The 1,615-nt window shown below is 66.2% G+C and carries 3 protein-coding genes; all 3 read right to left on the reverse strand.

The annotated features are described in order from the left end of the window. Positions 1-87 precede the first annotated feature (87 nt). Complete coding sequence (locus ALA01S_RS30960) at positions 88-432, reverse strand: NAD(P) transhydrogenase subunit alpha part 2 (protein WP_066343600.1); 345 nt, start codon at positions 430-432, stop codon at positions 88-90. A gap of 34 nt (positions 433-466) precedes the next feature. After that, complete coding sequence (gene panD / locus ALA01S_RS30965) at positions 467-829, reverse strand: aspartate 1-decarboxylase (RefSeq protein WP_066343608.1); 363 nt, start codon at positions 827-829, stop codon at positions 467-469. Continuing rightward, positions 826-1,615, reverse strand: a 790-nt coding sequence (locus tag ALA01S_RS30970; RefSeq protein WP_066343610.1) for a Rossmann-fold NAD(P)-binding domain-containing protein, incomplete at its 5' end; no start/stop codon positions are given. The genes ALA01S_RS30970 and panD, both read right to left, overlap by 4 nt.

Here is a 1,615-nt window from a genome sequence, read left to right on the forward strand (position 1 = left end):
TCGACGTGGTGGGGTGGGACAGGCCCTTCAAGGCCTGGATGAAGCAGACGCTGGCCACCAGGTACAGCAGCGTCACGAGGTTCATGCTCATCGCGTGGCCTCCTGGGGCAGTTGCTTGGGTGCTTCAGCGGCCGGGGCCTTCTTCTCCTTCTTCCTGAACATCTCCAGCATGCGCCGCGTCACCAGGAAGCCGCCGAAGACGTTCACCGCCGCCAGCGCCACGGCCAGCACGCCCATGGTCTTGCCCAGGCCGGTCTCGGTCAGTGCCGCGGCCAGCATCGCGCCCACGATGACGATGGCGGAGATGGCGTTCGTGACGGCCATCAGCGGCGTGTGCAGCGCGGGCGTCACCGTCCACACCACGTGGTAGCCCACGTAGATCGCCAGCACGAAGACGATCAGGTTGACGATGGTCGGTGTGACGGCATCCATGGCAGTTCCCTTTGCGGTAGGAAGAGGCGCGTACTCAGACCGCCTTGATTTGCTGGATGCGATTACCCTCGCCCAGCAGCACCAAGCGCGGCTTGTAGGCACGGGCAGCCTCCTCGCTCATGGGTGCGTACGTGCAGATGATGAGCAGGTCACCGACATGCGCCTTGCGGGCAGCAGCGCCGTTGAGGGATACGATGCCCGAGTCCGGCGGAGCCGGAATGATGTACGTGGAAAAGCGCTCGCCGTTGTTGACGTTGTAGATCTCGATCTTCTCGAACTCACGCATGTCGGCTGCCTCGAGCAGGGTCGCGTCAATCGCGCAACTGCCCTCGTAGTGCAGATCAGCTTCAGTGACGGTGGCGCGGTGCAGCTTGGCACGCAGCATCAGGCGGTTCATGTAGATCTCCTGGTCATCTGTCCATTGCGGCTCATCAGGCATGCCGCCACGATGTCGTCGTCCAGCGGCACGTTCACGGCCGCGGCGTCCTTGGGCAACACCAGCTTCAGGAAGTCGAGCACGTTGCGCGCGTAGAGTGCAGAGGCGTCTGCCGCCACGAGCGTGGGCAGGTTGGTCTCGCCCACGATCGTCACGCCGTGCCGCACCACCGTCTGCCCGGGCTGTGTGAGCGCGCAGTTGCCGCCATTGGCTGCAGCCAAGTCCACGATCACCGAGCCCGGCTTCATGGACTGCACCATCTCCGCGCTCACCAGCTTGGGCGCCGGACGGCCCGGGATCAGCGCCGTGGAGATCACCACGTCGGCCTGCGCCACGCGCTTGGCCACTTCCAAGCGCTGGCGCGTGAGCCAGCTCTCGGGCATCGGGCGCGCGTAGCCGCCCACTCCTTCCGCGGCTTCCTTCTCCTCGGCCGTCTCGTAAGGCACGTCGATGAACTTCGCACCCAGCGACTCCACCTGCTCCTTCACCGAGGGGCGCACGTCCGAGGCCTCGATCACCGCGCCCAGCCGCTTGGCCGTGGCAATGGCCTGCAGCCCGGCCACGCCCACGCCCAGGATCACCACGCGCGCGGCCTTCACGGTGCCCGCGGCGGTCATGAGCATGGGAAAGAACTTCTGATACCGGTCGGCCGCGATGATCACGGCCTTGTAGCCGGCGATGTTGGCCTGGCTGGAGAGCACGTCCATGCTCTGCGCGCGCGTGGTGCGCGGGGCGGCCTCCAGCGCG

It is taken from the genome of Azohydromonas lata NBRC 102462, from assembly GCF_001571085.1.
GTDB lineage: Bacteria > Pseudomonadota > Gammaproteobacteria > Burkholderiales > Burkholderiaceae_C > Azohydromonas > Azohydromonas lata.

Excerpts from the sequence above, each read along its gene's own strand:
- ALA01S_RS30960 (WP_066343600.1), bottom strand. The coding sequence starts at position 432 with ATGGATGCCGTCACACCGACCATCGTCAACCTGATCGTCTTCGTGCTG.
- panD (WP_066343608.1), bottom strand. The coding sequence starts at position 829 with ATGAACCGCCTGATGCTGCGTGCCAAGCTGCACCGCGCCACCGTCACT.